We start from the raw sequence: 4,305 nt of genomic DNA, 5'->3' as shown, positions 1-4,305 counted from the left end.
CGGTGCCTAGTGTTGGCTAATGCGGCGCGACCTCACCACCCCCCTTCCCCCCCCCCCCTCCCCCCCCTCCCCCCCCTCCCCCCCCCCCCCCCCCCCCCCCCCCCCCCCCCCCCCCCCCCCCCCCCCCCCCCCCCCACAGGGGATTGGTGTGAACCAGACCTTCAGATCACACGGTATCCACCTTCAACGAATGGTCATTGAGCATGCCGTTGATGATGGTGGCCGTGTCCGCACCGGAGACCACTCCGCCCGCCCCTGGCGTTACACCGTAGTGGCTGGCCAAGTTGACGCCGGCCAGGTCGATGGTCTGGTTCGGCGCCGCGCCGGCCATGGCGCTGACGTCGATGCTGGTCACCAGTGACGCGCCGCTGCCGCTGACGGTGAAGTGCAGGTAGTCATCCAGCGAGGCCGCTGTGCCGTTCTCCCCTTGCAGCAGTTGCGACAGGTCGAGCTTGTCGGTGCCGGGCGTGAAGTCGGTGATCACGTCGTGACCACTGTTGCCCTTGAGCCACTGGAAGGTGTCGGCACCGCTGCCGCCGGTCAGGGTGTTGTTGCCCAGGCCGCCGATCAGGAAGTCATCGCCCCCCTCGCCCTTGAGTACGTCGTTGCCCAGGCCTCCGGTGATGATGTTGCTGTTGTTGTCGCCCGTCAGGTTGTCGTTGAAGCTGGAGCCGACGAGGTTTTCGATGCCCGTGAGGGTATCGGCGCCGGCGCCCAGGGTGTTTTGCGCACCGCTGACGCCCAGGTTGACCGTGACGCCAGCGGTGGCATGGGCATAGCTGGCGGTGTCGTTACCGGTGCCGCCGTCCAGCAGATCCGCACCCAAACCACTGAACAGCAAGTCATTGCCGGCCCCGCCATGCAACTCGTTGGTGCCATTGCCCGCCATCAGGATGTCGTTACCGTCACCGGCGTTGAGGATGTTGTTGCCGTCGCCTGCCACCAGCGTGTCATTGCCGGCCGTACCGGTGAGGGTGTGACCTTCCTGGTAGCTGATGCTCACGTTGGCGCTGTCGCTGCCGCCATGGCTGTCGCTGGCGGTGTAGGTGCCGTGGTAATCCGGCGTGGTGTCATGGGCTCCGGAATAGTCGAGCTTCATCGTCAGCTCGTAGTTTTCTTTATTGCCCGCGCCACCGCCACCGCCGGTGTCGGTGATGTTGGTGACATGAATCTGGTACACACCGTCCGACGCCGCGGTGATGGTCTGGCCATCAGCCAGGGCAATCCAGGCGCCACCGTTGATGGAGTACTCCATGGTGATATGGCCGGCGGCCAGGTTGTGGTCAAGGTTGAGGGTTTCGCCTTGCTTGAGGTTGACGGTAATGCGGTCCTCATCGTTGGTGTTGGCGGCGGTGACCGGGCCCAGATAGCCGCTGATCACCAGCAAGGCCGTCATCGTCGCGGTATTGGCCACGAACGAGCCGCGCACGTTGTCCAGGTTCTGGTTGCTCGGTTTGATGCCGCTGCCGGAGAAGTCGATGGCACCCGTGCCCTTGAAGTCCGCGTCTTTGGCGACCCATCCGGTGTTGTAAGTACTTGGCGATGCGTGCAGCGGATCGCCATCGGGATCGGAGTCATTGGCTAGCAGCAACTCAGCCGGCACCGATATATTGCCCGACATCACGTTGGTGATGATGTGATCATCGGTCGCCACCGGTGCCGCGTTCGGAATGACCTTGACCACCAGGGTCGAACTGGCCAGGTCGCCGTCGTTGTCGCTGACGGTGAACCCGATGTTTTCGGTGAGCACTACCGAGGTGGTCTTTTGCGACACGTAGCTGTATTCGCCGGTATCGAGGTTCACCACCAGGGTGCCTTTGTTGTCGGTGGCGATGCTCAGGGTGTTGTTGACGGTATTGAAGGTGCCATGGTTGGCGCCGCCACTGAAGCTCAGCGAACCCTGGTTGCTGTTGCCCTTCGGATCGTAGGTGTAGGTGGTGCCATCGACGGTGATGGTTTTGATGAAACCACCATCGGCACCGAAGGTCCCGCCCGCGCCCAGCAGCGAACCGGTCACTGGCGCACCGATCACCGTACCCGAGAGCACCGAGTTGAGCTGGCCAAGGTCGGTAACAACCACCGCATTGGTATCGGTACCCGTACCGGTGCCGTCATATGCCAGTGGATTGAGATCGCTGTTGTCGACGTTTTTACCCAGTCCGATCGCGTAGCTCTTGATTTGGTTTTCGGTGAGGAACTCTTTCCAGTCCGACTCATCCCCTCCACCAATGGAGCCTTCGTTGGGCTTGCCGTCCGAGAAGAAGTAGCCAACGTTCTGCGCACCGGTCAGTTTGCCGTTGGTGCTGAACGCTTCCTGCGCCACCGCCACCGCCGCGTCGTAGTTGGTGCCACCGCCCGCTGTCAGCCCGGCGATGATCGACTTGGCCGTCGCCACGTCTACCCACACTGACGTCTTGTCGGTGGCATTGCTGCTGAACGTCACGATCTGCACTTTGACGTCGCCCAGATCGTCGTACTTGTCGAGCAAGGCACTGATCGCCTGTTTGGCCAGATCCAGACGCGAGAGACCGGTGACGCCGGATGGGTCGGCCATGCTGCCGGACACGTCGATGATCAGCAGCAGGTTGGAATCGATCTCCACGGCCGCCACCGACCGCTCCGAAGCCACGGCTTTGGGCACGTCATCGACGATGTTGATCACGATGGTGCTGGTGGTGCTGTTGCCCCCGGCATCGGTGGCCTTGTAGGTGAAGGTTTCGCTCAGGGTATTGGCGCCATCGTTGGCACCCGGCGAGGTTTTCGGTGCCGAGGTCAGGGTGTAGGTGTAAGTGCCGTTGGGATTGAGCAGGATCTGCCCGTAAGTCCCGGTGGTGCTGCCGACCAATGTGTAAGTGATCGCACCCGAAGCACCGCTGACCGAGCCGACCAACGTACCGCTGGCGGTTTCCCCGGCATTGCCCGGCTCACTGCCGGTGACGGTGCCAGCCGCCAGGTCCTGGCCGTCCTTGCTCAAGTCCAGGGCTTTTTCGTAGACCGTCACATCGGTGTCGGTCACGGCCGTGATGTTGCTGTTGCAGACATCGATGGTGATGGTGGTGGTGCTTTGATCGCCATCGGCATCGCGCACGGTGTAGGTGAACGTATCGGTAGCCCCCGCCACACCGACCGAGTTCGGGTTGCTGTGGTAGACCGCGTTGCCCGCCGCGTCCAGGGTCAGGTAGCCGTAATTACCGTTGATTTGCGTGTTGAGCCCGCCCACCGCCGCAGTCGAGGTATTGCTGCCGGCGCGCACGCCGATCACCGCCGCCAGACCGTCGGCACCGCCGATGTCGTTGTCCAGCACATTGCCGCTGACCGTGCCGCCTTCGATCACCGATTGGGTGTCCGCCTTGGCGGTTGGCAAATCGTCGACGATGTTGACGTTGATTTGCCCCGATGCCGTGCTGCCGTCGGTATCGGTCGCCATCACGTCCAGGTTTTCGCTGATGCTGTTGGCACCGTTGGCGTTCGGATGGGTTTCGTTGTCGGCCAGGGTGTAGCTGTAGCTGACCACGCCGGTGATCGGGTTATAGCCGGTGATGGTCAGGGTGCTGCCCATTGGCGTGACGATCGACTGTGGAATGCTCGCCGCGACCCCGCCGCTGATCAGCGCAATACCGCCCACGGTCAGGGTTTGCAGGCCATCCAGTGCGGTGACGGTGAAAGTGCCGCTCTGGGTCAGCGCAGGTGTATCGGGATGAGTACCGTCGCTGAGGTTCTTTTCGTAGACAGTCAGCTCGCCACAATCGATGTCCAGGCCCTTGATGATGACCAGGTCATTGTTGTTATGGACGTTCAGCACCAGGTTGGCGGTGCTGGTATCGCCATCGGCATCGGTGAGGGTATAGGTGAAGGTTTCCGTTCCGTTGCCGCCGCCGTGCAGACCTTTGAAGTCCGCATCATTGGCGTTCAGGGTGTAGGTGTAAGTGCCATTGGCATTGAGTACCAATGTCCCATAGGTGCCGACAAAGGTACCGGGGGTGATCGGGCCACTGTCGGGGCCGATCGCCACGGCATCGGCGCCTTGCACGTCGTTGGTCAGCACATTGCCGCTCAGGGTCAGCGACGACTCCGATGCCGTGTTGGCATTGCTGTCATACATTGCCTTGGGCACGTCATCGACGATGTCGACCACGATGGTACTGGTGACAACGTTGCCCAGGGAGTCGGTGGCCTTGTAGGTGAAGGTTTCGTGGGTGACGTTCGGGCCGTCATTGGCGTGCGGCGTGGTGCTCGGCGGCGACGTCAGGGTGTAGGTGTAGGTGCCGTTCGGGTTGAGGTGGATTTGCCCATAGGCCCCGTTGG

At 62.3% G+C, this 4,305-nt stretch carries 1 protein-coding gene; it reads right to left on the bottom strand.

The annotated features are described in order from the left end of the window. Nucleotides 1–166: 166 nt before the first annotated feature. Nucleotides 167–4,305 (bottom strand): beta strand repeat-containing protein (locus tag ACSFE6_RS31125; RefSeq protein ID WP_435431202.1); only part of this gene is annotated, 4,139 nt, incomplete at its 5' end.

The sequence above is a fragment of the Pseudomonas baetica genome (assembly GCF_051216495.1).
Classification (GTDB): Bacteria; Pseudomonadota; Gammaproteobacteria; order Pseudomonadales; family Pseudomonadaceae; genus Aquipseudomonas; species Aquipseudomonas baetica_B.
Note: the sequence above shows the minus strand (reverse complement) of the source record. Positions and strands in the feature narration are given on the sequence as shown.